This window comes from Peribacillus sp. AS_2, from assembly GCF_026891895.1.
In the GTDB taxonomy this organism is placed as follows: Bacteria; Bacillota; Bacilli; order Bacillales; family DSM-1321; genus Peribacillus; species Peribacillus frigoritolerans.
This window is the reverse complement of sequence record NZ_JAPTGA010000001.1, coordinates 400757-425236: the sequence shown is the minus strand read 5'-3', so window position 1 is coordinate 425236 and position 24480 is coordinate 400757. Positions and strand designations below refer to the sequence as shown.

Genomic DNA, 24480 nt, shown 5'->3' with positions numbered 1-24480 from the left:
CCGGGCAGGAGGTGACTTATATAATGAAGCGTAAAGATAATCCTTCTAAAGCAGCCGTGAGCGCAGCAAGTGTTAAAGGCAATGCCGGCCCTGGCGCTGAACGTCAACATGGAATCAATAAAGTGAACAGCCAGAACAATCAGTTCAAAAGATAATCCTTCTTGATGAGCAGCCGTCCCTTTTCCGGGGCGGCTCTCGTTTCCTATTTCTTGAATAGGCCTTTTAAAACGAAAGCAATATTGGCCGGCCTCTCCGCAAGGCGGCGCATGAAATATCCATACCAATCCGTACCATAAGGAACATACACCCTTACCTTATATCCTTCTTTAGCAAGTTCAAGCTGCTTTTCAGTGCGGATGCCATATAACATTTGAAATTCAAATGAATCCCGGGGTATTCCCTGATCTTTGACTAGGTCCCTCGTATAATCAATGATACTATCATCATGTGTGGCAACGGCTGTGTAATTTCCATTTTGCATATGCTTCTTGATGATTTTCTTGAAATTCTCATCCACATCTTTTTTTTCAGGAAAAGCCACGTCCCTTGGTTCTTTATAAGCCCCTTTAACAAGCCTTAAATTCGGATGGTATTCATCCAGCTCTTCAATATCCCTCTCAGTACGATACAGATAAGCTTGAACGACAGTCCCCAATTCATTATATTCAGACTTCAAGGTTTTGAATACATCCAAAGTCGGCTGACAGCGCGGAAAATCTTCCATATCAAGCGTCACGAAAACTCGATGGGCTTTAGCTTCATCCAAGATTCTCCGCATGTTATTCATTACGACTTGTTCGGACACATCCAAGCCCATCGAGGTCAGCTTCAGGGATAACTGTGAGTCCAGTTCATTTGTGCCAATCATCCGGATGGCTTCGATGCACTCTTCTGCCATCTTCCCTGCTTCTTGTTCATCTTCAATGAATTCACCCAAATAATCAATGGTGACAGCAAGCCCCTTCCGGTTAAGTTCAGCAATCACATTACATGCCATATCCAAGGATTCTCCTGCCACGAAGCGAGATGCACCAAACCGCAGCCCGTATTTTTTCGCTGCCTGTGTCATAGCTTTATTCTTTGATAAAAAAAGGAATAGATTTTTCAAAACCCTTTCCATCTGCATTCCCCTCCAAATCATTTTGGAAAATAGATGCACAAGATTATTTTACCATTTAATTCATTTTTCAGATATTTAGAATCAAGAATAAAAAATTTCATGAAGGGAAAATTAAGCCCGATTAAAGAACACATGAGGAGGTAGAATGATGGAACAGCAAAATTCGTTTAATAGCCAACAGCAGTCGACCGGCTTTATGAAACAGCCGCCGGAGATGGTTTCGGTGAAAGATAGCTTATACTTAACCGATATGCTTGCATGGAATCTGAATGCAGTTAAAAAAGCACATTTTTTTGCCACACAATGTAAGGACCCGCAAATCATTGATGCGTTAAATCGGTGCGGACTCATGCATCAACGCCATTACGATACCATTTTGAAACATTTGAACCCGGACCAAAATCAGAGTCAACAACAATATCAATAAAGGAGGGTTCTTGATGCCCAATGAAAACAAAGTCCAAAACCCTGAATCTCCCGTGGCAAAAACACCGCAAATGAATGACAGGGATTTTATAAATGATATGCTCACAACTGAAAAGTACTTTTGTAACTCCCTTTCCGTTGCCCTGCATGAAATGAGCAATCAAGCATTATTCCAAGACATTTTCTCAATTTCCAAAGAAAATCAGGAGATGCAGCGTGAACTCTATAACCTTATGTTCGAAAAAGGCTGGTATAGTTTAGAAAAGGCGCAAGCTTCCAGCTTAAGCCAATCGCATCAACAATTTTCCGGTTATAAAAATCAATTTCCATCTGGAACGAATATTCAATAAACAAACATTCAGGGGGGTGGATTCTGCTCCTTTTGTTTTTTTGCTACAAATAAAGCCGGCCCATCGGGGGCCGGCTTTATTATTAGATATCCGTGGAAAACATATACTTCTTATAGTGATACCGAATGCTGAATATTAGGCCCATCGCCATCATGTTCCCCATGAGCGAGCTTCCTCCATAACTGACAAATGGAAGCGGAATCCCCGTAATCGGCAAAAGGCCTACAGTCATGCCGATATTTTGAAAAACGTGGAACGTCAACATGCTTATAACGCCAACACAGATATATGTATAGAAGTTATTTTTCGTGTCCATTCCCGTTTTGGTTATGTGGTAAATCAATAGGAAAAACAAGGAAATGATGATACTTGATCCGATGAAGCCGAATTCTTCACCGATGATGCTAAAAATGAAATCCGAATGACTCTCAGGCAAATACACTTCCCTCGAACCGATTCCCTTGCCCGTTGTCTGACCGGAGCCAATGGCCAGTAAGGATCTTGTTAGGTGATACCCTTCGGAGCTGGCATAATTATATGGATCCAGCCAAGAATAGATACGTCCGAATTGATAGGTTTTTACCCCTAAGTATTTTACCAGGATCTCCGGCTTCCAAATAACAAAGTAAAGGACCGTTGAAGCGACTACAATTCCTCCCGAAACGATTGGCAGCAGGATCTTCCATGATATCCCTGATATGAAAATCATTCCGAGCATGATTGACATGATGACAAGCGAGGTGCCCAAATCCGGCTGTTGCATGATTAACATTAAGGGCGCACCGGTCACAAGACCGATTTTAATAAGCAGCCAAATATCCGTTTGAATCGTTTTCAGCGTGTTTTTTAGATGATGGTTCGATATGACATTGGCTAGAGCCAAAATCAGGAAAACCTTCATGAACTCCGATGGCTGAATCGAACCGATTCCCGGAATGATGAACCAACTTTTCGCACCATTCCGGACAGGAACGATGCTTTCCGGCATAATGATCAGCAAAAATAGCAAAAACAATCCGAATCCATAGGCGTACCAAGAGATTTTTTTCAGTTGGTCCGAATCCAGTGTAATGAACCCTAATACGATTCCAATCCCCACTATATACCAAAAAATTTGTTTAATTAAGAAGTTTTCAGCATACTGTCCAGTCGTTTGGGCACTATAGATTGCCAGGCAGCTTCCAACGCATAATAACAGCAATATTGTGACCAAAGAAAAATCTATTCGAGATGAAAATTTATTTTGTTCTTCCATACTTAACTCTCCCTTAAAAAGGCTCCTGCGATACATCTATAAATACACTTATTCATTATACTTTAAACAAATAAAATCACAACTATATAGAAGAATAGTTTACAGGCTTCATGGAGTTATTTACATGAAGCCTGCAGGCATGGGAGCTATGCGTGTGATTCCTTTGATTTTCTCCGTTTCAGCAATAGGCTGACCAATCCATTGCCTGGGGAGAAGAGAAAGGCCAATCCGAATAATATGGCGGCCGACCCTACCATGCAACCTGATATCGAGGCAGCCAAAATGGTGGCTGAATAGTAGCCGATGACGGAACTTAGCACCCCGACCCCGATACTGACCAATATCATGCGGCTTAGAACGGTCTGACAGCAGATAGGCCGTTGCCGCAGGTATGATGAGCATTCCAACTACTAAAATGGAACCTACACTATCAAAAGAAGCAACAGTTGTCAGTGAAATGAGGCTCATCAATAAGTAATGAAAGAACAGTACAGGAATTCCCATCGCGGCAGCAAGTGCCGGATCAAATGAAACGAGTTTAAACTGTTTGAAGAAAAGGAAAATCAGTATGAGGTTCAGGATAAAACAACTGCCGACTATCCAAACAGCTTTTGGTCCAGCCTCGATTCCCCCGATTGTCATCGTGTTCCACGGAGTATAGGCTATTTCCCCATAAAGGACATGTTCCAGGTCAAAATCTATTTGTTGCTTATCAAATCCATCAGCAATGACTTTTACACACAGCAAAAGCTGTCAGGAGGCTCCACTAGGCAGCTTCCTGACAGTCAGTCATTCCGTATGATGAAGTTTTATTTATATTGTGGAGTTTTACTGGTGAATATAAACTAGGGGGAGCTTTTTCTGGACGACGTGAAATTCACGAGTAAATGCGCGGATTTCACGAGTAAAGTGGCAAAACTCACGAGTAAATGTGTGAAATTCACGAGTAAAGGGCCAAAATTCACGAGTAAACGCGGTTTCCACGCATGAAGCCGCGGACTTCTTGACGGGCATTGCCACTCATTTCTCCTGTTTCAAGGAAATGGCCAAGTACGCAAATCCCAATTCGATTCCGCAAAGCAAAAACAGGGTGATTAAAGTTTGGAACATCATGTTTTCCTCCTCCTCTAAGACTTAGACCAATCTTAAAGGATGAAACCAATACCATAACAAGACCCTATTTGCAGAAATCTTTAGCAGTCCCCACTGTTCCCTTGCCCTGAAATGGGTTTCATACTGTACAATATAAAAAAAGAAAAACGGTGATACCATGACAAATATTAAAGAAATAGCTCAATGTGCTGGTGTATCTGTCTCAACAGTGTCTCGTGTATTGAATGATCATCCTTATGTAAGCCCCGATAAAAGAAAGAGCGTCCTAGAAGCGATCAATCGTTTGAATTATACGAGAAACATCAACGCCATCCATCTTTCAAAAGGGAAAACCAATCTTATCGGCGTCATCATCCCCTTCAACAATCACCCATATTACGGGGCAATCGTTAACGGAATCACAAAACAGGCAAATGCAATTGGCTGTCATATCGTCATCTTTCAAACAAATTATGACAGGGAGAAAGAGATCCAGGCTTTTAATATGCTGCAAATGAAGCAGCTCGATGGCATTATCGTTTGTTCAAGGATTTCGGAAATGAAAATCCTCTTGGATTATCAAAAATACGGACCGATTATTTTATGTGAAGATACCGCCCAGGCTGAATTCTCATCCATCAGCATTGATCATTATGCAGCTTTCTCCTGTGCCCTTGAGTACGTGATTGCTAAAGGATATAAGAAAATCGGATACAGCCTCGGCCGTAAAAAGAGCAGAAACAGTTCCCATCGTACAAAGGCCTTTAACGATATCATGAGTAAACATCAACTGATAAACAATAAAGAATGGCTGTTTGAAGGCAGTTATCACATTAAGGACGGTGAACAATTGTTTCAGGAATGGAATTCGATGATGGATAAACCTGAAGCCATCATCATCACGAATGATGACACGGCGGCGGGCTTCATTCTTACCGCTAAGAAATCGGGTATAAGGGTACCGGAAGATGTGGCCATTCTTGGCTTCAATAATGATAGCCTTGGCGAAATGCTCGACATCACGACCATTTCCTTACCGCTGGAATGGATCGGGAAAATGGCAGTGGATCTCTTTGAGAATCCTGAAGAGGTCAAACATGTAAAACTGGACTATGCCCTAATAAAAAGGAAAACCGTTTAGTTATCAGGATGTGCTATATTTTAGTACATCGTCACTTGATTCCTCCTTACAGCCATCATTCATTAACTAGGAAAAAATAACCACATAAAATAATCATTGCGATATCCCAGAAGTTATTTTATAATTTTGATATAGTAAAGTTTACTCAATTACTAGCAATCTATTAGCGATTGCATGAATTTCATGAGTACAGTCGTACGACGTCACCTACAAGCTGACGCCAACGATTTTAGAAAATTGAATACTTCCTCATTTACCGATGAGTTAGAGGCTGCAGCTTATAAAAGTAAAACGGACGAGATTCTGGAAAATTAAAGACTCCGTTTGAAAGGATAAGTTGCCGAAGTTAGGGTATATTCCATGTATATTCTCGCTGGCGGTGTTACCGAATAGGAACACCACTGTCACGTTTTTTCAAAAAAGCGTGGGGAGCTATCTTCGGAAGGATAAACGGGTTTATTATAAACAGCCGTCGATCTTTTTCGACTGCTGTTTTTTTATTTTTCGTTCCCTTCCAATAAAAAGGAGTGTAACATCAATTGTCAAATTCACAATCACCATCAAGCCCTACTGAATTGAAAAGGAGCCTGAAAGCGCGTCATTTAATGATGATTTCATTAGGTGGAACGATTGGAACAGGTTTATTTTTAGCTAGTGGCGGGGCCATTCATTCAGCCGGTCCCGGCGGTGCCTTGGTGGCATACGCGGTCATCGGCATCATGGTTTATTACTTAATGACAAGTCTTGCAGAAATGGCAGCGTTCATGCCAGTGGCCGGTTCATTCCGTGTCTATGCATCCAAATTCGTCGATCCGTCCTTCGGTTTTGCGATTGGTTGGAACTACTGGTATAACTGGGCAATCACCATTGCCGCTGAATTGGCAGCCGTTGTCTTAATTATGAAGTTCTGGTTCCCGGATAGCCCTTCATTTATCTGGAGTGCCATTGCGTTAATCACTATGTTTCTTATCAATTACATGTCCGTTAAAGGTTTCGGGGAAACAGAATTCTGGTTTGCCATGATCAAGGTCGTGACAGTCGTCATTTTCTTGATTACGGGTGTTCTGATCATTCTCGGAATCATGGGTGGGAATGACCCAATCGGTTTTTCCAATTTCACAATGGGCGAAGGTCCCTTTAACGGAGGGTTCTTCACGATTCTAGGCGTATTCATGGCTGCCGGCTTTTCATTCCAAGGAACGGAATTGCTTGGAGTGACTGCTGGGGAAAGTGAGGATCCAGAAAAAAATATCCCTAAAGCAATCAGATCCGTTTTCTGGCGCATCCTCTTGTTCTATATCCTTGCAATTTTCGTTATTGGAATGATCATTCCGTTTACGGATTCACGTTTATTGAGTCAAGATGTTGCCGTAAGTCCATTCACGCTTGTATTTGAACGGGCCGGCCTTGCATTTGCTGCATCCATCATGAACGCGATCATTTTATCATCCGTACTCTCTGCGGGTAACTCTGGCATGTATGCTTCAACCCGTATGTTATGGGACTTGGCACGTGATGGGAAAGCACCGAAATTCCTAGGCAAGTTAGATAAAAGAGGAGTGCCGGTGAATGCACTTATCGTGACTTCCTTAGTTGGCTGTGTTGCATTCTTAGCTTCATTTTTCGGGGACGGCGTCGTTTATATCTGGTTATTGAACGCTTCAGGCATGGCAGGATTCGTCACTTGGGTAGGGATTGCGATTGCCCATTATCGGTTCCGCAAAGCCTATGCAGCTCAAGGCCTTGATATGAATGCTCTACCATTCCGGGCAAAAGGCTTCCCATTCGGGCCTATATTCGCACTTGTCCTTTGTATTATCATTATCATCGGACAAGGCTATCAGGCTTTCAGCAGCGATGGGATCGACTGGAATTCAATGTTCGTTTCCTACATTGGCTTGATTCTATTTTTCGTCCTATGGTTCGGCTATAAAATTAAGCATAAAACGAAAATCATTCCGCCAGAGGAATGTGACCTTAAATCAAAATAATACGCAAAGGACCTGTTCTTCCCTAACCGGAGAAGGACAGGTCCTTTTTTCATTTCAAGTGATAAACACGGCATTCATATGGTTGCAGGGGTTTGCTGGAGATTCCTTCTTCCTCCTGACCATAATTGCCGATCAGCTTTGTGGCAGAATATGCATGCAGCTCTTCAGGCAAAGTATAAGCGGCCTGCTCTTCTTTAAAGTTGCATAGCACCAATAACTTCTCTTCCTCAAACGATCTCGTGTAGGCAAATATTCGTTCATCATCCGGCAACAGCAGTTCAAAACGGCCATAAACGACGATATCATGTTCCTTGCGCAGTTGGATAAGCTTTTTATAAAAATGAAAAATGGAATTCGGATCATTATAAGCCTTTTCTGCATTAATCTCGGGAAAATTGGGATTAACCTTAATCCAAGGGGTCCCGTTCGTGAATCCTGCGTTCCGGGAGTCATTCCACTGAATCGGTGTCCTCGCATTATCCCTGCTGCGGGCGTGGATGGCTGACATCATCCGCTCTTTTGACCAGCCATGTGAATGGACGAGTTCATCATATGAATTCAATGTTTCGATATCCCTGTATTCATCGATGCTTTCAAATGCAACATTGGTCATGCCCAGCTCTTCCCCTTGATATATATAAGGTGTACCTTGCAGCATATGAAGACAAGCGGCAAGCATCTTTGCGCTTTCAATACGATACTTTCCATCATTACCAAACCTCGAGACAACCCGGGGCTGATCATGGTTGTTCCAGTATAAACTGTTCCAGCCATCCCTCTCCAAACCAGTCTGCCACTTGGAGAGGATTCGCTTTAAATCGGTTAGCTTCCATTTATCGTTACTCCATTTCCCTTCTGGTCCCTTCCCCAAATCCATATGTTCGAATTGAAAGACCATATGTAGCTCACCACGATCTTTTCCTGTGAACAATTGCGCTTCCTCCGGCGTGACGCCTGGCATCTCCCCAACCGTAATCACGTCATGTCCAGAAAGGGCCCGTTGATTGATTTCCTGCAGAAACTCATGTATGCGCGGGCCATTCAGGAAAAAGGGGCTTCCATCACCATACTGCTTTTCATGCTGAATGGCTCCATCTGAGTAACTTTGATCTTTTGAAAGGAAGTTGATGACATCCATCCGGAAGCCATCGACACCCTTATCCAGCCACCAAGTCATGATGCTGTAGATTTCTTCACGGAGCTTAGGATTCTCCCAGTTTAAATCCGGTTGTTTCCTGCTGAATAAATGTAAATAATATTCATCGGTTGCTTCATCATATTCCCATGCTGAACCTTTAAAAATGGACTCCCAATTATTTGGCTCTTTTCCATTCCTGCCTGGTTTCCAAATATAATAATCGCGTTTCGGATTATCTCTTGAGGATCGGGATTCCTCGAACCACGGATGTTCATCTGAAGAATGATTGACAACGAGGTCCATCATGATCTTCATTCCACGTTCATGAACGGCCTTCAACAACCTATCGAAATCAGCCATGGTCCCGAATTCAGTCATGATTGCTTTATAATCACTGATATCGTACCCATTGTCATCATTGGGAGATTGATAAACTGGGGATAGCCATATCACGTTCACACCCAGCTCTTGTAAATAATCGAGCTTCATCAAAATCCCGTTTATATCACCAATACCATCGCCATCACTATCCATAAAACTCCTTGGATACACTTGATACACAACTGCCTCTTTCCACCATGCTTTGTCCATGCTTTTCCCCCTTTTTAGCCGCATTGACACAATCCTTACACCAATACCCTATTATAAAGGGGGAAACTCCAGAATATTCTACTTTTATTCAGCTATTCCCGTTTGAATCATTTCAATATCCAGATCGACCTCGATTGGAATATCGGGATATGTCTCCTCCCAATGTTTTTGATCAAAATTTCTTGTTTTACTTTTAGCATGATCACCGAGTGCAAGCGGATCTATATGGTTCTCCTGAAACATGGTTACCATCTCATTTAATTTTTTACCAATGACCCGCTCGGCCCTGGCCTCTATTTTATTAAGGTCGACCTCTTTGCCCAAATCAAAGCCTTGGACCTCTAGCAGACTCGCTTTCATTTTCACTTCAATCCTGGCCTTAGGGTCTTGATTGGCATTCGAAATATGATAATGGACACGTGACTCCACGTTATTGATATCGGTAAAGTCATTTTCCTTCCATTTAATTTCATAACTCCCCAGCTTAAAATTTTCACTAAGGACCTTATATAAGAAGCCTTCTTCATAAGGTATATATTTACCAATATAACGATCCTTTTTAAACAAGGCGATTCCCCTTACCCGTATTTGATCTCCTGTAGTTTCCAATAAGGGCAAGACCGGATCGATTCCGTTACCATGACACGCATATAAATACCTGTGAAGGTCTACATTAGGCAAATTGGTCCTTATATTCTGTTCGATCAGCTCCTTCACTTGAACTCCTGGAGTTTTAATCAACTTCGGCTCCATTTTAACTACATCCTCCGCTTTGCCATGAACGACCGCTAAATACAAATCCCTTCCCACCATTGGGTCACGCCTATATGTATCGACATAATCATTCAATCCCTTACTTGCCAATTCCTCACCATATAGAGTGACTGTCAGTCTCCCGCCGACAATCGGGTATGGTGTTTTTGCATTTTCCTGCTGGCGGGCCGCCTTTATATCATGGGAGTCCGCTTCATATACTTCTTTACCCAGATTTGCTTCCTCCCCAGGCTGGGGAACGCTGACAACGACCGTACCCTTGATTTTCTTGTCTCCGGCATCATCATAACCTACGACTTCAGCAATTAATATATCTTCTAATATTTGCTTTTCCACGCCGCACGCCGCCATCAAAAAGCTCGCTAATGTTAATAAGAGGAGTTTGATTTTCATGATTTATGCCCCCTGACTTTATAGACGATCGACTGCCATATGAATAAGAGAGGAAGATACAAATAAACGATATAAAAACCAATTTGCGAACTGATCGTGTTAAACTTATCGATCCTATAGCGGTTATCCAAAAAAATGCAGAAAATCAAGATGATGATCAGGATGAGAACCATCATCTTTTTTTGCCTAAATCCGAATACTCTTTTCGCTGTCCTGCTTGCTGCCCAAACCCCTAGGCAAACATTCGGCAGCACCATGAACAGCCAAACGGAAATCCCTATGTATTCAAACCTTTCAATGAATGGAAGGTCTACAATTTTCCATAACGTCAAAGTTGCCCAGATTACATCTTTCAGCTGATCTTGATGATAGTAGGCTAATGAAACAAGGATGGATACTACATATACCACCATAGTGAACAAAGCCCCTAAGTGGGCCCACTTTTGAGATTTTTCACGATTTTTAATGAAGGGATAATAAATGAGGATTAATTCAAAACCAAGGTAATTCAGGGTCATTTTCTTACAGGCCTTCATGATTTCCAAAAAGGAATGATCAAGCAAAGGACCCAAATTTTCAAAGTGGGCGTACTTCAAAGGGAAATAATTCAATAGGAATAATGGCGATGCGATTATAAGGCCGATTATGCAAAAACCGGTAATGACCCTGAAACCTCCCTCCACAAAGTTATACACGAGAATAAGGATGATGGTTATCAGCATCAGGACATTGACACCAGGGAACATCCAAACCTGAATGACTTCCAAATAAGTCCTGATAAGAATGATGGAAATCATGATAAAGTAGAAGATGAATAAAATATTGAAAGCATTTCCGACCCATTTACCGAACAAATCCTTGTGGATGGCAACCAAATCAAGAGTTTGGGGGCCCCTGCCCAAAAGCTTGAAACACATCCAAAGCAGAACATTTATGATCAACCCTGATATCAGGACCGATATCCATGCGTCTTGGCCAGCCTCTTTCGCTATGATCCGTTCAAACCCCAATATCCCTACTCCAATCTGCATGCCGGGCATGAGGAAAAAAACAAAAAATGGAGATATTTGTTTTGTTTCATTTGGTTTGACTTCCATTCCTTCTCACCGCTTTCTACTTCCTTATTCATCGATATCATTACGGGGGTTTCGTTTTTCCGCCTCTTTCCTTATCCTTAGTGGATTTTCCGTCCGCAGAAACTGCGGGCGTTTTTTCTGCTTTGAAAAAGGGAGGCGAATCAGACTATCTTTAAAGTCATGAATTCTTAACGGGTACAGCGGGTCTAAATAAGGACTGCCAAGCGAAGTCAATTTCAATAAATGACTTAAAATGAATGCACTGCATAAAGCTATTCCAAACAGTCCGTATAACTGGGCAGCAATTAGAAAGGGAAAGCGGATAAGGCGAATCGTATTGCTGATTTGGTAAATCGGCACCGTAAATGAAGCCAAGGCAGCCAAAGCGACAAGCATCAACAAGACATTACTGACAAATCCCGCTTCCACAGCGGCTGTACCGATGACTATACCGCCAACAATACCGATGGTGGAGCCAACCTTGGCAGGCAGCCTGACCGCCGCTTCCCTCAGCAATTCGATCGTCCCTTCCAGTACGATTGCTTCCAAGATCGGCGGAAAAGGGATCACTCCCCTGGATGATATTAAGATTGGCAGCAAATCCGTTGGGATCACTTGATAATGATAGGTTAAAACGGCCACATACAAAGGTGATGACAAAACGGAAAACAGAACGGCGAAAAGCCGAATCAAACGGAATGAAGTGCCGAGATTCCAAATTTGAAAATAATCTTCAAATGACGAGAAGAATGAAATGATGGTATTGGGACCAACCAATGCATGAGGAGATCCATCCAGCATGATCCCTATTTTCCCTTCCGATAATACACTGGCAAGATGATCAGGCCGCTCCGTATCAATCAATTGCGGGAACATCGAATTCCGATTATCCGTGATCATCTGGCTTACGAACGAAATATCGACGATTGTATCATATTCTATATCTTCTATTCTCTGTATGACCGTCTTGATGTTCTGTTGATTTACCACCCCATCTATGTAGAGTACCGCTACCCTTGTTTGCGAAATGCTCCCGACCCTAAATTCCTTGGACTGCAATTCAGGAGTGGGCAGCCGGTTACGGATCAGATTCAAATTCGAATCAAGCGATTCAACAAACGCCTCCTTGGATCCAACAACCGTATACTCCGACTCAGGTGTGGAAATTTGCCTTTTCACACTGTGAACACACGGAATGAGTAAACACATTTCATCATCTTGCTTGTATTGAATCATGATCGATCCTGCCAAAACCAATCTTTGAATGTCTTTTAAATCAGCCGTCAATTTCATATCTTCCATCGGAATATCGCCTTTTAGTTGCTTAAGGACCTTCTTTGGCTGATTCGACATGACCGCCAATACTTGTTCATGGAGCTGTTGTACACTGACCAGTGAATTGAAGTAGGAGATGATATAGCCATCATCATTCGGGAATTGGAAGGTAAGGAAATCATCGGATGCTTTAAACTTTTTAAGGAGTTCCTGAAAATCCTTGGAAGTAACCTGAAAGGATCCTGAATCCATTTCCCTCTTGCCCTTAAATAACCTCACCACCCCACCCCCCATACAAGTTTTTCGTTCATTCGATTATTGTAACCACCCTATTTAAAGTTAGTCATGTTCCACAGATATCTTAAAAATAGGAAAAGACCTATCCGGGATCCACCGGATAAGTCTCCACACCTTAATTTCCCAATCATCTTGAACTTGGAAAGATCCGTGTTACAAGTTCACGGAACTCTTCAGCAAATCCTTCAACAGGTTTTCCATTCTCGATATCATTCGCATACCTATCCATTCTTTGAACAAAGTCCGGATTTGCCGACACATAAACTTGGTCTACAGATGGATCCGCTCCCCTTACTGCATCAGCAATCCTTTCTTTAAGGTCATTCGAGATATCCTTATCTCCGCCGTCTTTTAATACTGCGCCTACATAGGCATTATTTTCAGTCACGATGACCTTTGCGTTACTTACTTCCTTCAAAGCTTCGACTCGATTTGAGATATCCTCGGAGACCCTCATACCGTTTACGCCATTATCATTATTATCATTATTGTCATTATTGTCATTATTGACATTTTGCCTTGTGTCGCTTACATTCATCGGATTATCCAAATTATCCTGATGAGTACGATTCAGGCCAAGGTTTTCACTGGCGTCTTCTTTATCATTCGTTGCACAACCTGTAATCATTAAAGCCATCATTGTACTTGATACTATCGCTTTATATTTCATATTCTTCACTCCTCAAATATCATTTACCATTACTATTTGCGAGGAGTGGGCAGATTATTCAGAAGAGGTGACCTTCAAGCCGATAATTCCAACTAAAATAAAACCGGCGAATACCAATCGCATCGCATCCTTAGGCTCGTTAAAAACGATGATGCCTACCAGAACAGCCCCAAGAGCCCCTATTCCCGTCCAGATTGCATACGCTGTTCCCATAGGCAGAGTTTTTATCGCCGATGACAAAAAATAAAAACTAATAACCATGCCAGCAATCGTTATGATAGAAGGTAATAATTTCGTAAAACCCTCGGTATACTTTAGACTTGTCGCCCATACCACTTCAAATAATCCTGCAATAACCAATTGAATCCAAGCCATCTTTTTCCCCTCCAATTACAGAAAAAGCCCGGGAGGTCATCTTTCATAACCTCCCGGGCTTTTTTCCCTCCGTGTACGCAGATTCCTGCGCGTTTCTCTTGGACCATTCCGGTAACATTCAACCGAGGAACCCTAGAAACATAGTATTTCCATACTATATCATGTACATTTCAGTTCGGTCAAACACCTATGCATCGCTTCTGTTTCTAAGCTTCCACTTGTCACCTTTTATTGAAAACCAAATATTCTTAAAGGGTTCAGGTATTTCTTTAGCCGCTTCAACCGTATATTGGACAGCCTCTTTTTTATATTCAACATCTTCAGTGATTTCCTGCTGTGTCATGGCGAGTTGGTCCGTTTCCGATTTAATCTGGTCCGTTTTGGCCTGGATACGTGTAACGGTTTGAGTCACATTTTCAATTGTCGGTTTGGAATCCTTAAATGTTTTAAAAGCAAAAAACGCTAAATAAATAATCGATCCGATAAAGAGGGCAAGACTTATATATACAATGATCACCTAGATTCCTCCTTTTATTTTACCTATACTATACCCGTAATAATTGAGCAGAAAACGAATCCCCATGTATTTTCTTTTATGCCTGGTCATATTATTGAAAGTAAAAGGAGGAATGAAAATGAATCAAATGCCTCTTCTTAAAGCCTGTTTTAAAGCCGGAATCCACTTCATTAGACAAATGACCATACAGCAGGCCGCCACGATTGCAGGAATCATTTTTTTAATCATTCATCCAGAAGTTTTCAGCCCCCTTTGGCTTACATTGGCAACATCCGTCTTGATTCTGCTCCTGCTTTGAAGATTGCAAGTATCTCCTGCACACTTGCTGTGTTATGGATTTCTTCGCTGACACCCCCATCCAGATCAGAAAAAAACCGAGGATATGCACCAGCATTCTACCCTTGCTTCAGAAGAATGTTCTCCTGTACGGATCAAACTGCCATGGAGGCCCGACCATTAATATTGCTCGGACTGTTCCTATCCAGGATTTCAATCTCTTCAAAACGATGATCTATAAAGTTTAATCAATCGATTGATTAAAACGGAATTTGCCTTTAACCCCCTTTTGACAGCTGGGCTTCCCTCCCCCTTCAGATGTTAATTACACTACACTTACCATTTCATCAAGCTGAAAACTACTAGAAAATTACGAAATTTGTGTATAATTAGGCTATATTCATTTACTCTTAAGGAGGAATCATAGTCATGGATAATCTTATTCAACAGTTCAGGAATTTGCCCACCACGGCGATTTCAGATGCAATGGAAGGGTTAAGCAATCTTGATTCGGCAATAAAACCCTTAAAGGAAGAATTTCGTTTGGCCGGACGAGCTTTGACCGTACAGATTCCCGTCGGTGATAATTCTGCTGTGTTAAAAGCGATCGGTGAAGCCAAGCCTGGGGATATAATTGTAGTTGACAGCAAGGGTGATACATACCGGGCAATAGCAGGAGACTTTGTTGTCGGCATGATGCAGACCATGGAAATAGGCGGCCTCGTTGTCGATGGGGTCATTCGCGACCTTGAAGCCATTAAAGAATTGAATTTCCCTGTATTCAGCAAAGGGGCGACGGTTGCCTCAAGCGGCAAGGCAGGGGTAGGCGAAACCAATGTGCCCATATCATGTGGAGGTGTCACCGTATATCCAGGGGACATCATCATAGGGGACATAGATGGAGTCGTGGTCGTGCCCAAAGATAAGGGTGAAGAAATCCTGGTCAAAGCCAAGGATAAAATCATGAAAGACGATCAGCGTGCTGAAAAATATGCAGGGAAGCCTGATGAAATCAGAAAGTATATTGCCATGATGACCAATAAAGGATGACGCATAAAAAAACAGGCAGGAAGCGATGGCTTCCTGCCTGTTCTTTCATTAGCCTTATTTATCGGACTTTTCTTCCTTAGAACCTTCTTCATCATATGTGTAATCATAATCAGCTGGATCAATCGGTTTAAAGCCGTTTGGAGTATAGAAACGAAGTAAGTCGCCGTTCACTACTTGGTCGGATAAATTGAGCATCGTTTCAGCTCTCGTTTTATAATTGAGGATGGCATCATTTTCCTCGACCAATTCTCCCGTTTTAGTATCGTAGTATTTCCCTTTAATGGAAGTTACATCCGGTGTTACAAAATCACCATTCCTGAAAGGTACCACTTCATTATGATCTTTTGACAATAAATCGGAACCGAATTGTACATAATCCTTAGATTCAATTCCTAACAGATGCAATAAAGTCGGGAGAAGGTCAATCTGTCCACCGTATTGGTGCATTTCCCCGCCTTCAACACCTGGAACATGAATCAATAATGGTACACGTTGCAGTTGGGCATTTTCAAATGCGCCAACATCCTTGCCAAGCACTTTTGACATGGCTTCTTTATGGTTTTCGGAAATACCATAATGATCACCATACATAACGATTACCGAGTTATCATATAGACCGGATTCCTTCAGATAATCGAAAAACTCTTTAAGCGCCTCATCCGCATAGCGTGCAGTTTGGAAGTAATTATCTACGGAAGCATCGCCTGTCGTTTGTTTACCGATTGTTGCTTTTTCCTGGTCCATGGCATATGGGAAATGATGGGATACCGTTATGAATTTTGTATAGAAAGGCTGTTTAAGCGTTTCTAACATTGGAATCGATTCTTTAAAGAAAGGCTTATCCATTAATCCATAACTTAGTACTTCCTCTTTATTTTCCATATTATAATGGCTTGCATCGAAGAACTGATTAAAACCAAGAGACTTATACATCTTATCCCGGTTCCAGAAAGATTTGTAATTACCATGGAACACAGCAGATGTGTATCCTTGTTGTCCTAAAATCGCTGGTGCTGCTTGATACGTATTTTGGGATCTGTTTGTGAATGCTGCCCCCTGTGGTAAACCGAACAGGGAATTTTCAAGCATGAATTCGGCATCCGCTGTTTTACCTTGGCCTACTTGATGGAAGAAATTATCAAAGTGCATGAAATCTGATTTATCATGTGCAAGTGAGTTTAAAAATGGAGTTACTTCTTCCCCATTTAATTTATAATCGATCAAGAAATTCTGCATCGATTCCAAATGCAGGTAGATAACATTCTTACCTTTGGCTGCACCAAAATATTTAGGGTTCGGTTCAGCGCTTGTTGCCTTTGTATAGTTGACGACTTCAGCGATATCGGTGCTGTTTGCAGTCGCACGCTGGGCGTATGTTTTAGTATTCTGAACGGCATCATAAACCGTATAGTTGAACATGCCCAAATATTTGACGATATAGTTTCGGTCGAATGTTCTTGATAATAATTGCGGGCGATCCTTTTCAGCAAGTCCCAAATTGATTGCGAAAATTGCCAGTCCCGCTAGGTAAACCAATCCAACTGTACGGCGTTTGACTTTGAAGTCTTCCACTTTAAAGCCTTTGAATCTGTACAACACGATCAAAAGAACCGTATCAAGGAAATAAAATACATCATGGCCTTTAAATAATTCTAAAATACTCGGCCCCAAATCCCCGGCATTTTGCACTTGCGTCAAGGTTGGCAATGTAATGAAATCGGTAAATGACCGATAGTATACAATATTGAAGAATAACCATAGTGACATCAATAGGTTCAACCTGATGATCCATTTAAACGATTTTTTGCCTCTAGCCAATAATGCCAAGCCAAAGAATAAAATGGCTGAACTAATCGGGTTTATGAACAGTAAGAACTGTTGCAGGCCATTTTCAATACCTAAGTTAAATTCAACTCGATATCCAATATAAGTTTTTATCGTAAACAAGACTACCGCAATAAAGAAAAAGCCTAGTATGTTATCTGCAAATAAATGCCGGCTTTTTTTTACAAAATTATTCATGCTTTCACCTCTATTAATCTAGTGGTTTATTTATATAAATTTTTACAAACTTACAAAAGACGGAAAATCAGAAACCTTATAATAGCATTCTTTCACTTGGATAGTCAAGATTGTGAAAACCACCTTTTGTCACATCCATGACTCCTCAAATCCAGAACACTTCTTTAGCTTATGAACAAGCCTTTGAAAAAATAACAGAGTTTCCCCGTCCCGAATGTTTTAGCGCACCTATAACAAATATATAGGAACTACATGTCTTAATCCAATAAATATCACCGTAACTTTTTGGGGTGACTGCGGGTGACAGGCACTAATTAATTTCACGTCCTTCAGGCTTTTACCATTATAAACGACTCTTTATAAAAAAACCAGTACATTACAAAATATGTAAGATATAAATCTTCAATAATTTAAAGCTATAGATATATCCAGGATTTCTTTCCCGATAATTCGACAGTTAAAAATGGATGGCCGGTTACATGGATGCTTTTCTCATCCGCACTTTTGATACCCCGTGCCTGTAAAGTTTAACCTTTTAACCTATAAGCGTCCTGCCACCCCTAAATACCATAAAATAACAAATGAATAGCACGAAGTATCGACATCATTCCCCTCCGGCTTTTTTATTCAGCTTTTTTCAAATAATTTTTCCTGAAAAATATTAATCCACCGAATTCTCCCCGATAATTTGAAGTGGAGATCATATTATTTTTATCATCCATAACAGATGCAATTTCCCAAATTTAACATAAATTACGATTTCAAATCCCTCCTGGAACCGGAATGAATGCAAATGACATTATAATAGGAAGAAACTGAATTTTTCCATATTGGCTGAAGGGTTAAATTCTTTCGATAGCAGCCCATATGACCATAGCAGCGGCAACAGGCGGAATATAGACCTTGTCCTTTCCCATTCCCCCTTAATTAGGTTGTGGCGCCTTATTATAAGCTTACCTGTGTTTTGCAGGAATTCTTTTCTTCCCCTTTGTTAGTATATTTGTTTCATCCAGCTTTATTATAAAAAATAAAAAATCCTGCCCCTCAATCGAGGACAGGATTATCTTTCATCATATTTACATTACTTAATGCCTTCTGAAACTTCTTTAACCATAGCGTCAACAGATTCTAAACCGCCGCCTGATAAGTACCAGTAGTTAGGGTCTAGATAAATGATGTTACCTTCTTTAAATGCCTTTGTATTTTTTACAATGTCATTTTCAATCGTTTCTTTTGCTGCAGCTCCATCACCGGCAACCGCATCCCTGTCTACAACGAATAGGTAGTCAGGATTTTTTTCAGCAATGTATTCGAAAGAAATACTTTGACCATGTGTCGATACTTCCAATTTATCATCCACTGCAGGTACTCCGAATACATCATGGATGATTCCAAATCTTGAATCCGGTCCGTAAGCACTTACTTTTCCACCGCTGGCAAGAACGATTAAACCATTTTTGTCAGTCGGGGCTTTTTCTTTCAAAGCATTAATGTTTTCTTCAACACTTGCCAATTCTTTAGCTGCTTCGTCTTCTTTATCGAAGATTTTACCTAAAAGTGTTACGTTCTCTTCAAATGATTCCATATACTTTGTTGTATCTACACCCACAAAAACAGTAGGGGCAATTTTGCTTAATTCTTTATATGCTTCAGATTGACGGCCAGAAATAAGGATTAAATCAGGAGCGATTTCGTTGATTTTTTCGAAGTCAGGTTCTTTTAATCCGCCGGCATTTTCAGTTGTATCTTTATATTTAGAAAGGTATTTTGGAAGGCCATCATGAGGAACAGCTGCCACTTCCACATTCAATTTATCAAGAGTATCAAGAGCACCCATATCGAATACAACTACTTTTTCAGGGTTTGTTTTTACTTTCGTTTCGCCTAGTTGATGCTTAACTGTAATTTCTTCGCTTTTAGCACTTTCTTTTTTCGCGCTTGATTCTTCTTTTTCCTTATCTGATCCACAAGCAGCAGCCACTACAGCCAGCATTGCAACCAAAAGCAGCAAGGATAATTTCTTAATCATTATGGTCACCTCGAAAAATTTTTTTATTTAAAATTACATATTGAATCCTCACCATCACAGAGTTCACCTTCAACACTTTCCCTGCCAGATGAACAGGAGGCGGCTAAGGTCTTGGGCGCCCGCCAACTCTTAGCTGCCTAAGAAGCGTACGAGGTGATTTCTGGACGGCTACGAATACTGAAGTAATTTAAAACCGAATGGAATTGTCTTATGTGAAGTACACACAGATCTTATTGTCATTGATACTTTGGATTTCAATATCCATATCATAAATTTCCTTTAATACATTGGTATTGATGACTTGTTCGGTAGGTCCATTATGAACAACCTTGCCATCCTTCAATGCGACGATATAGTCGGAATAACAGGATGCAAAATTAATGTCATGAATGACGATGATGACCGTTTTCCCCAATTCATCGGCCAATCTCCTCAATACCTTCATGATTTGGACGGAATGCTTCATATCAAGATTGTTCAGGGGTTCATCAAGAAGCACATACTCCGTGTTCTGAGCAATGACCATGGCAATGAAGGCCCTCTGTTGCTGCCCGCCGCTCAGCTGGTCAAGAAACTTATCCTGCATGTCAGCAAGTTCCATATATTCAATCGCTTCATCGACGTATTTCCAATCCTCTTTCGTCAGCTTTCCTTGTGAATAAGGAAAACGGCCAAAGGCGACCAGTTCACGAATCGTTAAACGGATATTGATGTGGTTAGCCTGCTTTAAGATGGCAATCTTTTTCGCAAGTTCATTGCTATTGAATTTCCCCATATCCTTACCCTCGATAAGGACTTCTCCTGAATCCCGGGTAATGAGACGGCTGATCATAGAAAGGACGGTACTTTTACCCGCTCCATTGGGACCGATGAAGGATGTGATTTTCCCTTTCATTATTTCAATGGAAACATCCTCGACAACCGTTTTATTATTATATTTTTTGAATAAATTTTTCACTTCTACCATGATTTATTCTCCTTTAATAGAAGATAGATGAAATAGACACCGCCGACAAAGTTGATGATGACACTTAAGGTCGTGGAAAATGTAAAGATCCTCTCTACAATGAATTGGCCGCCGACCAAGGCAATCACACTGATCAGCATTGCACCCGGGAGGATATGTTTATGCTGATAGGACTTAATGAATTGATAAGCCACATTTGCAACAAGCAATCCGAGGAACGTGATCGGACCGATCAAGGCAGTCGAAATGGAAATTAAAACCGTAACGACGATTAAAACCCGCTTCGTGACAAAATCATAATCCACACCCAAGTTTATGGCTTGGTCCCTCCCTAGGGACATGACATCTAAATACTTCAAAAATCTCATGAAATATATCATTGCCGCAATCATGAGGACAATAGCTAAGGTTAACAGGTCCGTGTTGACATTATTGAAGCTGGCGAACATTTTATTTTGAATGATTTGGAATTCATTCGGGTCAATCAATACCTGCATGAATGAAGACATGCTGCCGAATAAGGTTCCGAAGATGATACCGATCAGCAATAGGAAGTAAATATTGCGGTTTTTCTTGAACATGAACTTGAACAGCAGGCTTGCAAAAATGAGCATGGCCGCAAGTGTAATCAGGAAATTGAGATTTTTATTCATGATCATGATATGCGTTGAACCGAAGATGAAAATCACTCCCGTTTGAATCAGCATATACATGGAGTCCAACCCTAAAATGCTTGGCGTCAGGATTTTATTATTCGTGACCGTCTGGAAAATTACTGTTGAAAAAGCAATTGCACAGCCAACCACGATGATGGCGATGATTTTTATGACCCTTCTCGGCAGTGCATAGTCCCAATTCGGGCCAAGGTCCCAAAAGATATAACCTGCCGTTAAAGCAGCTGCAAGAACAGCCAATATAATGATCCTACTTTTATTATTCATATGCCTTTCTCCTCAGTATCAGATAGATAAATACGGCGCTTCCTATCACACCAACCACGAGTCCGATTGGGATTTCAAATGGATATATGAGGATCCTGCCCAGAATATCGCAGATCAATAGGAAGACTGCCCCTAGCAATGCTGTATGAGAAAGACTCTTTTTCAAATTGTCACCAAGGTAAAGGGATACAATATTTGGTACGATCAATCCTATGAAAGGAATCGTTCCCACCGTTAACAAAACGACAGTGGAGGATAATGCCACGATGATCAATCCAAAATTGACTATGAACTTATAATTGAGTCCTAGATTGATAGCAAACTCCTCTCCCATCCCTGCCACAGTGAATTTATTGGCAAAGAAGTATGCGAGAATGACTAGCGGGATACTCAGATATATAAGTTCGTACCTTCCCGACATGATCATCGAGAAATCACCATTCATCCATGTGTTGAGGCTTTGAATCAAATCATATTTATAGGCAAAGAAAGTCGAGATCGATCCTACGATATTACCAAACATCAAACCAACCAATGGAATGAAGATCGTATCCTTATATTTCACTTGATCAAGAATTTTCATGAACAAGAATGTACCTGCCAAAGCGAATATGAAAGCGAATGCCATTTTCTCAATAAGTGCTGCCGATGGAAAAATGATAATGGCAAGAAGAAGTCCCAGCCTTGCAGAGTCCATGGTACCGGCAGTCGTCGGGGACACAAATTTATTGCGGCTCAATTGCTGCATGATCAGACCGCTTATACTCATCACAATACCGGCAATGACTATGGTCACCATTCTAGGGAAACGGCTTTGCAGCATGATTTGCACTTTATCATCACTTAGATTCAATAAATCCAGGGGGGTAATATCTTTTACACCAATGAATAATGACGTAAACGATAGAACAATTAACGCCATGACTAAATATCTTATCTTCATCTACATTTCCTACTCTTCCTATCTCACTTTAATACAGCGATAATATTTTTAATTAAATATATTTGAATAAAGACTATCATTAAGTCACCTATCGAAGTGGGACTCATTAAGTTGCAATAGTTACAAGGATCTTCCATTCGTGATAATGAGATTCATTATCATCCACTCTTATTCTATCATTTCTTGGACATGTGTCAATATATACAAGGGAATTACTTGATATTCTCACGATAGTCCAATTGTAATGAATTCGGATGAACCAACCATGCATTTCATTTCAGGAAGTGATAAAATCAAAATAACAAATATTTACTCTTATAATGAAAGAAGCGATATGATGAAAAACTTGTTATCCAAAGTGTTCTCAAAAAAGGCGAAAATCCAGATTGAATTTTGCCAAAATAATCTTGACCGCTTCCTTAATGAACAAACAATTGCCGATTATGGTAAGTTCTTAGAGAATCCAAGGATTCAATATAAGGAATATGAATGTTTGAGTGAGTGTAAACTTTGTAAGAAAACCCCCTATGCGAAAGTGAACGGCCAGATAATGAGTGGCGAGGATTCACAGGATCTTTTAAATAAGTTATATGATGAATTGAAATGATACGGGTTAAGCAAATAGCTTAATCTGTATCATTATGACTTTCCACCTGTAATTATACAGAATACAGGTGATGAACATCTATTAAAAGGATTGCGAATTCTACCATGGAATCATTAATATAGTCGTTACTTCCTGTTCACCTGTTTCAATTACTGCAAAAGCGAAGTTAATTCTAATCATACTTCTGCTTTTGTTTAATAATTAACCTATCTCACCAATCCTATGAAATACTCCCCCGAAAGTCTTATAAAATCCACAATCCCATTCCTTCAATTTCACCGTATATGTATGCTCCATCGCTATCAGCCTTCCCATTTTTAAACTAGTTCTATATACAAAGGCGTAGTAGGAGTTGGTAAGCCTTCAATTTCAAAGAAATTTGTATAGGATAGTGCCAAGTCTTTATCGTAATGAATGTCACTAAGAGATTTAATCCCTGATTTTCAATTCCCAAATAACGTCCGAAACCACATAAGTCATTCCCCACCCTAAATGAATGGCAAGTTGTCACTTTACAGTGCTTATATAAATTACATATTAATTCTTGTGCAGTTTCTATCATTCCGTACTCTCCTTATTAATAATCTAAATATGAAGTAGATAGAATAATTGAGTATTATTTATTAAATGTTAGTAAATAATACATCAATTAAATTTATCACTTCTTAAAGAGTACCCCTTCAAAATTCAGACAATATATCTTTGTTGAAACCAAACAAATTAAAATTGGGACGTATTTTTTTTGCAAAGGAAGTATAATTGAATTACCTAATCCAAAAATCCATCTGTTTTTATGGCAAGACCTCAAAAAAGAATTTACATACTTAACTGTAGAGAAGTTTTGGTTAAGTTTCTATTTGCCCATCATCCCACATAGTTAAAAACCTCTAAAAAAAATAGGTAAGTTCCGCCGAAAATAATCGGTGAAACTTACCTAAAAAAATAAGGGGTCGAGGGTATGTGGAAATAAGTATAAGACATGAAAATACCTATAGTATTTCTTTATTGGAGCATACTACTTCATATTAGATATATTTTTAAAGATAGTTTGTCCCAAATCAATTTTCCTCTTATGTACTTTTTTCCGATTAGTCTTATGCTAATTGGAAAAGTTTCTCCCCCTCCCCCCCCCCCTTCAGTCGTATCTTCTGCAAATCTTTCGGG

The 24480-nt window shown here is 40.5% G+C and carries 24 protein-coding genes and 2 riboswitches; of the genes, 8 read left to right on the top strand and 16 right to left on the bottom strand.

All coding sequences use genetic code 11. The features are described from left to right. Window positions 1–20: 20 nt before the first annotated feature. Window positions 21–155, top strand: a complete 135-nt coding sequence (locus OTG27_RS01975; protein ID WP_072273724.1) for a YuzL family protein — start codon at window positions 21–23, stop codon at window positions 153–155. 47 nt (window positions 156–202) lie between these two features. Here the strand turns inward: OTG27_RS01975 and OTG27_RS01970 are convergent, their stop codons facing one another. After that, on the bottom strand, window positions 203–1120 hold the full coding sequence (locus OTG27_RS01970) for a proline dehydrogenase (RefSeq protein WP_268936069.1): 918 nt from the start codon (window positions 1118–1120) through the stop codon (window positions 203–205). 148 nt (window positions 1121–1268) lie between these two features. On the opposite strand from OTG27_RS01970, the gene OTG27_RS01965 reads away from it, so the two are divergent. Further along, window positions 1269–1547 (top strand): hypothetical protein, encoded by a 279-nt coding sequence (locus OTG27_RS01965; protein WP_034310108.1) that lies wholly within the window; start codon window positions 1269–1271, stop codon window positions 1545–1547. A gap of 13 nt (window positions 1548–1560) precedes the next feature. Continuing rightward, window positions 1561–1896 carry a spore coat protein gene (locus OTG27_RS01960; protein WP_063574745.1) on the top strand — a complete coding sequence of 112 codons (336 nt, stop codon included), beginning with the start codon at window positions 1561–1563 and terminating at the stop codon, window positions 1894–1896. A gap of 82 nt (window positions 1897–1978) precedes the next feature. Here the strand turns inward: OTG27_RS01960 and OTG27_RS01955 are convergent, their stop codons facing one another. The 3 genes from OTG27_RS01955 to OTG27_RS01945 form a co-directional block, all read right to left on the bottom strand. Then, a complete protein-coding gene (locus OTG27_RS01955; protein ID WP_063574744.1) occupies window positions 1979–3151 on the bottom strand; it encodes an FtsW/RodA/SpoVE family cell cycle protein in 1173 nt (390 codons plus the stop codon). A 120-nt stretch (window positions 3152–3271) separates the two neighbouring features. Continuing rightward, window positions 3272–3898, bottom strand: a complete 627-nt coding sequence (locus OTG27_RS01950) for a metal ABC transporter permease (protein ID WP_374941230.1) — start codon at window positions 3896–3898, stop codon at window positions 3272–3274. An 81-nt stretch (window positions 3899–3979) separates the two neighbouring features. After that, window positions 3980–4171 carry a hypothetical protein gene (locus OTG27_RS01945; protein ID WP_268936067.1) on the bottom strand — a complete coding sequence of 64 codons (192 nt, stop codon included), beginning with the start codon at window positions 4169–4171 and terminating at the stop codon, window positions 3980–3982. 250 nt (window positions 4172–4421) lie between these two features. Here OTG27_RS01945 and OTG27_RS01940 point away from each other — a divergent pair, with 250 nt between their 5' ends. After that, window positions 4422–5384 carry a LacI family DNA-binding transcriptional regulator gene (locus OTG27_RS01940; RefSeq protein WP_063589753.1) on the top strand — a complete coding sequence of 321 codons (963 nt, stop codon included), beginning with the start codon at window positions 4422–4424 and terminating at the stop codon, window positions 5382–5384. Between the two features lie 257 nt (window positions 5385–5641). Beyond that, window positions 5642–5827: riboswitch (Lysine riboswitch) on the top strand. Window positions 5828–5923: 96 nt separating this feature from the next. After that, complete coding sequence (locus OTG27_RS01935; protein ID WP_268936066.1) at window positions 5924–7375, top strand: amino acid permease; 1452 nt, start codon at window positions 5924–5926, stop codon at window positions 7373–7375. Window positions 7376–7424: 49 nt separating this feature from the next. On the opposite strand, the gene OTG27_RS01930 is transcribed toward OTG27_RS01935, so the two are convergent. The 7 genes from OTG27_RS01930 to OTG27_RS01900 form a co-directional block, all read right to left on the bottom strand. Continuing rightward, complete coding sequence (locus tag OTG27_RS01930; protein WP_268936065.1) at window positions 7425–9104, bottom strand: glycoside hydrolase family 13 protein; 1680 nt, start codon at window positions 9102–9104, stop codon at window positions 7425–7427. An 84-nt stretch (window positions 9105–9188) separates the two neighbouring features. Beyond that, on the bottom strand, window positions 9189–10271 hold the full coding sequence (locus OTG27_RS01925; RefSeq protein ID WP_268936064.1) for a Ger(x)C family spore germination protein: 1083 nt from the start codon (window positions 10269–10271) through the stop codon (window positions 9189–9191). Continuing rightward, on the bottom strand, window positions 10268–11368 hold the full coding sequence (locus OTG27_RS01920) for a GerAB/ArcD/ProY family transporter (protein WP_268936063.1): 1101 nt from the start codon (window positions 11366–11368) through the stop codon (window positions 10268–10270). Before OTG27_RS01920 ends, OTG27_RS01925 begins: the two co-directional genes overlap by 4 nt. 24 nt (window positions 11369–11392) lie before the next feature. After that, window positions 11393–12901 carry a spore germination protein gene (locus tag OTG27_RS01915; RefSeq protein WP_222620019.1) on the bottom strand — a complete coding sequence of 503 codons (1509 nt, stop codon included), beginning with the start codon at window positions 12899–12901 and terminating at the stop codon, window positions 11393–11395. 145 nt (window positions 12902–13046) lie between these two features. Then, window positions 13047–13589, bottom strand: a complete 543-nt coding sequence (locus OTG27_RS01910; RefSeq protein WP_268936062.1) for a YhcN/YlaJ family sporulation lipoprotein — start codon at window positions 13587–13589, stop codon at window positions 13047–13049. A gap of 54 nt (window positions 13590–13643) precedes the next feature. Then, on the bottom strand, window positions 13644–13964 hold the full coding sequence (gene sugE / locus OTG27_RS01905; protein WP_034310082.1) for a quaternary ammonium compound efflux SMR transporter SugE: 321 nt from the start codon (window positions 13962–13964) through the stop codon (window positions 13644–13646). Between the two features lie 48 nt (window positions 13965–14012). Continuing rightward, window positions 14013–14111: riboswitch (guanidine-I (ykkC/yxkD leader) on the bottom strand. A 40-nt stretch (window positions 14112–14151) separates the two neighbouring features. Beyond that, window positions 14152–14481 (bottom strand): DUF948 domain-containing protein, encoded by a 330-nt coding sequence (locus tag OTG27_RS01900; RefSeq protein WP_063574734.1) that lies wholly within the window; start codon window positions 14479–14481, stop codon window positions 14152–14154. Between the two features lie 118 nt (window positions 14482–14599). Here OTG27_RS01900 and OTG27_RS01895 point away from each other — a divergent pair, with 118 nt between their 5' ends. Next, complete coding sequence (locus tag OTG27_RS01895; protein ID WP_268936061.1) at window positions 14600–14779, top strand: hypothetical protein; 180 nt, start codon at window positions 14600–14602, stop codon at window positions 14777–14779. A 407-nt stretch (window positions 14780–15186) separates the two neighbouring features. Beyond that, on the top strand, window positions 15187–15807 hold the full coding sequence (locus OTG27_RS01890) for an RraA family protein (RefSeq protein ID WP_098864820.1): 621 nt from the start codon (window positions 15187–15189) through the stop codon (window positions 15805–15807). A gap of 54 nt (window positions 15808–15861) precedes the next feature. Here OTG27_RS01890 and ltaS read toward each other — a convergent pair whose 3' ends face one another. From ltaS to OTG27_RS01865, 5 genes are all read right to left on the bottom strand, one after another. After that, window positions 15862–17829, bottom strand: a complete 1968-nt coding sequence (gene ltaS / locus OTG27_RS01885) for a lipoteichoic acid synthase (RefSeq protein WP_268936060.1) — start codon at window positions 17827–17829, stop codon at window positions 15862–15864. A gap of 1081 nt (window positions 17830–18910) precedes the next feature. Continuing rightward, window positions 18911–19855, bottom strand: a complete 945-nt coding sequence (locus OTG27_RS01880; protein WP_268936145.1) for a siderophore ABC transporter substrate-binding protein — start codon at window positions 19853–19855, stop codon at window positions 18911–18913. A gap of 211 nt (window positions 19856–20066) precedes the next feature. Beyond that, window positions 20067–20825, bottom strand: coding sequence for an iron ABC transporter ATP-binding protein (locus tag OTG27_RS01875; RefSeq protein ID WP_268936059.1), 759 nt, complete (start codon window positions 20823–20825; stop codon window positions 20067–20069). Then, the gene (locus tag OTG27_RS01870; protein WP_268936058.1) at window positions 20819–21766 is read right to left on the bottom strand and encodes an iron chelate uptake ABC transporter family permease subunit; all 948 of its coding nucleotides are present in this window, start codon (window positions 21764–21766) and stop codon (window positions 20819–20821) included. The genes OTG27_RS01875 and OTG27_RS01870 overlap by 7 nt, the downstream gene beginning before the upstream one ends. Beyond that, window positions 21759–22709 (bottom strand): ABC transporter permease, encoded by a 951-nt coding sequence (locus OTG27_RS01865; protein ID WP_053536781.1) that lies wholly within the window; start codon window positions 22707–22709, stop codon window positions 21759–21761. The genes OTG27_RS01870 and OTG27_RS01865 overlap by 8 nt, the downstream gene beginning before the upstream one ends. 265 nt (window positions 22710–22974) lie before the next feature. On the opposite strand from OTG27_RS01865, the gene OTG27_RS01860 reads away from it, so the two are divergent. Beyond that, window positions 22975–23316, top strand: a complete 342-nt coding sequence (locus OTG27_RS01860; RefSeq protein WP_231892147.1) for a DUF1450 domain-containing protein — start codon at window positions 22975–22977, stop codon at window positions 23314–23316. The last annotated feature ends 1164 nt before the right edge of the window (window positions 23317–24480 follow it).